The organism is Caldicoprobacter sp. (assembly GCF_047459465.1).
Classification (GTDB): Bacteria; Bacillota; Clostridia; order Caldicoprobacterales; family Caldicoprobacteraceae; genus Caldicoprobacter.
Map to the genome: position 1 here is coordinate 1 of NZ_VSCO01000162.1, position 3,739 is coordinate 3,739.

Below are 3,739 nucleotides of genomic sequence, written 5' to 3' on the forward strand. Positions count from 1 at the left end.
CCCTGCTTATCAAGGCCGTTCATAGGCTCGTCCAGTATCAACAGCTTTGGCTTTTCCATTATGGCCTGTGCAATTCCAAGCCTATGCCTCATTCCCAAAGAATATTTGCTGACGTGCTTCTTGAGGTTGGGATCAAGTCCCACGCGCACAAGCGCTTTGCGAATCTCGTCATCCGATATCTTCCGCCGTATGGATGCTAGCAGTTTAAGGTTTTTGTATCCGCTCAGGGAACCTATGAAACCTGGGTCCTCAACAATAACTCCAATTTCCTGGGCTGTACCTGGCTTTACCGGACGGCCGTCTATCAAAATGCTGCCAGAAGTTAACTGCATAAATCCGCAGATGCATTTGAAAAGGACGGTCTTCCCCGAACCGTTGCGCCCGATTATCCCGTGGATCTTGCCGGTTTCAAATTTGACCGTCACATGATTCAGCGCAACCGTTTCTTTGAATTTTTTCACGGCATCCAAAACTTCTACCATATACTCCGCCATTTTATTACCTCCGTTTCTGTATGTTTAGATCCTTTCTGCAAAACACCTTTATCGAAACTATGCTCATAAACAGGATGGCCACCAGCAATGAAATCACTGCATAAGATGGCGAAACCAACTCACCCATTCCACCCCATTCACCTATTCCACTCCAGTCCAAAGAGTACATGGTGCACCAGCTGATGGGCGACAAGTAGCGTACCCAATATCCTCCCAGCGTCAGCGGACCAAGGTAGGCCGTAAAAAATGAGATGCACAGAAACGCACCTGCCATCACCAGGCCGCCCATCCTCCCTATCACCACATTGCCGCAGAATATGAGTACACCTATGAATACCGATGTCAGCCAGAAGAGCCCAAAGCTGATGAGCGTCGCTTCAATCGGCGAAAACATAGTTATGATCAGGGGGTCGACAAAGATTGTCAATTTGATGCCGTAATCATTCGCAATGCTCGGGTTTGCGGCAATTGTCCTTAAAACCTTCCCCCAGTCAGTGTCCCACTGCACGTTGGGTATCAGTACCACAACCGACACTATTAAAAAGAACACCGTATACACAAAAGCCGCCAGTACGATATACAGAAGTTGGCCTATCACCCAGTTGCGCCGACCGGTGCGGATAATAAGAAAGGGCGTATGGCTGTCCGCAAACGGCGCATCGCAGAAAAACAGCATTATAAAGCAGCAATAAACCGCTATCATAGCCGATGTTGTAATCAAATTTGGAAAAACCCACGGTGTAACGGCAATGCCCACAGCGGCCGATAGCTCCGATAGCCCCGCCGAGTGCCACGCCAGAAAACCGATTGTTACAGCGGCAAGGGTGTAAATACGGGGATTTACCGTCCACTTGCGGAAATTCACCAGCGCACACAGCAGTATTGTTTTCAGGTCAGTCACGAAATACCCTCCTTCTTATACGCCTTACGGCGCCATATCCCATCAGCAAACATAAGACTGCGACAACACCAAGTTTCAACAGCAGCGTTTTTTGAGGAGTGCCTATACCATATACCCATCCCACAATTGTGCCTACTTTAAGGTATTGCGGGATATTCAGCGTCGCAGTAAAACGATGAGCCACAAAATACAACACCAGTGGACCGGCCACCGCTGCATATTTATTTGGGATATATGTAGATATCCACACTGCCGCCACGGCAAACAGCACCGAAGAAAGGGAGATATGCGCAATATAGTAGCACAGGTATTGCACCGGCTTCCCTGCATCCAGTAGAACCGAATAAGCATCACCGGTAGAGACCTTCGTGAATAGAGGAAACCTGGTTAATGCAATCAGCACAAAAAGAATGATACCTACGGCTGTAGTCAAAAAGCCGGACAATGCGCTCACCAATACCTTGGACACCGCGTAGTTCCATATCCCTGTGCGTATCATCCAGAACGCAGTAGCGCGCTCTTCCCATTCGGTGGCAAAAGTAGTAGCAAAGGGAAACAGAGGCAATATGCCCACAATCAGCATCAGGTTTTCACTTCCGCTGCTCAGCCCGCAGAGATATATCACGTCATGAGCATTGCTCAGCAGGCCCAAACCCGTCAAGAACATGACCAACGTAACGCCGCAGGCGCTGAGAAGAAAACGCGGAGAAAATACTGCCCGGCGTACATTGACGGCCAAAAGGGAAAAAAACAGTTTCACAGTCCATCACCCCGCTAAAAGCAGCCCAATCAGGAGCTGAGCTTCTCGCCAGTTATGGCGTCTACTACGTAATATTCATAGGAATATACGGGGGTCACCCTGCCGTCCGCCGGACTCGACCATTTATTCGCTTTGGCAATGCAAAAGACCCACGCGGGAATAAGTTGATAGCCATCTGCCGAAGGAATTCCCACATAGTACAGTTCCATTGATTCCACAATTGTTTCACTTGCCAGCAAAATCTCCGAGTAATCGTCTATCACTACCTGCAAAGCCTTTGCAGCGCTGACGAGCGGTTTATCCTCTCTGCTCTCCACAATCTTGTATAGGCCATGAGCACGTATATCCCTCACACCATTCCTATCATAACACACACTTATACTAGTGCATGGCATAGGGTTTCCAGCAGCAATCCTAATGGCCGAATCAGAATCCCCTGCAGCCGAATTTGCTAATCTCCCGCCTTGCCATATAACATTTATCACAGGAATATCGTCTATCACCTGCCGGAAGAAGAACACATAACACTCGTCATCCTTGGTTAAGGTTATTTCTTCTTTATCGCCGCCAAAGTGGCTCCATGACTCAAGGTAAAGCTCATAGTGTTCCAGCATGGTTTCCAAATCCATCGAATAGGCTTCCGCAACCTCAAGCTCGGGAAATCCCAAGGTATCGCACAAAAGCTTCTTCACTTCTGCCAAGGCATCTTTGTAGCTCATAAAAGAAAGGTCTGCAAAGGATGCATAATCACTTTTCAGGTTATAACCCCATTCCTGTGCAATGCTATCTGGCGGCCCCGGTTCATTCGATATCAACTTCGACAGCTTGGCGCTCAGCGACTCCCCATTTACATCCATTGAATAAGTAAGACCGCCTACAACTCCGGAATCAACCCCAAAGCTTTTGCCTCCGTCATAAACGGTGAGATATTCCTTCAATTCATTATCGCCAGTCTCAAACCACGGTCCTTGAGCATACACTTTAGTCGATACGATTTCTCTCTTCAACAGTTTTTTAGCGACTTCGTCAGCATCAAACTCCAGGGACACCGCTTTATATACTTTGGCAGAATCCACAGATTTGACTTCTGATGCATCAAACCCAATGAAAAAATTATCCGGCAAATCCACAACCAGTTCATCAAGCCGTCCTTCATTCACCTGCTGTTTTCCGCAGGCCGAAGCTGATATCAATGACGCAAGGCAAATGAGCAGTACAAGGATTTTCTTAAACGCAATAATTTTCTTCATTGCCATCCTCCTATCTTTATTTATCAATAGCCTAGTGTAAAACCCTAAGCCTTTTGTAAAACTCTAAAATTAAATAAGTAATAGCAAATTTTTTACTTCTCATCCTTCAACGCATACGTCTTACCGTTGAAAGTGAGAGTGGCTACCCGGTTCAGATCAAGCTTCCATTTTCCGTTTTTGATTTCAAATCAAACAGCTTAATGTCAGTATGTGTTTCATTGACATATGCCTCTTTATATCAATGAAATAACCGTGATATTATTCTATCACAATAGAATATTTACAGCGTCATTCTATCACAATAGAATAGAGTTGTCAATAGATGATTTGATTT

General features: G+C 46.3%; 4 protein-coding genes. All 4 read right to left on the reverse strand.

Annotation, left to right across the window (positions count from 1 at the left end; genetic code table 11):
• Positions 1–494: ATP-binding cassette domain-containing protein (locus FWJ59_RS08590; RefSeq protein ID WP_414481530.1), on the reverse strand; the 494-nt coding region annotated here is incomplete at its 3' end.
• 4 nt (positions 495–498) lie between these two features.
• Entirely contained in the window at positions 499–1,395 is an 897-nt protein-coding gene (locus tag FWJ59_RS08595; protein WP_414481531.1) for a hypothetical protein, read from the reverse strand.
• On the reverse strand, positions 1,388–2,155 hold the full coding sequence (locus FWJ59_RS08600; protein WP_414481532.1) for a hypothetical protein: 768 nt from the start codon (positions 2,153–2,155) through the stop codon (positions 1,388–1,390). The genes FWJ59_RS08595 and FWJ59_RS08600 overlap by 8 nt, the downstream gene beginning before the upstream one ends.
• Before the next feature lie 29 nt (positions 2,156–2,184).
• Positions 2,185–3,405 carry a hypothetical protein gene (locus FWJ59_RS08605; protein WP_414481533.1) on the reverse strand — a complete coding sequence of 407 codons (1,221 nt, stop codon included), beginning with the start codon at positions 3,403–3,405 and terminating at the stop codon, positions 2,185–2,187.
• Positions 3,406–3,739: the final 334 nt, after the last annotated feature.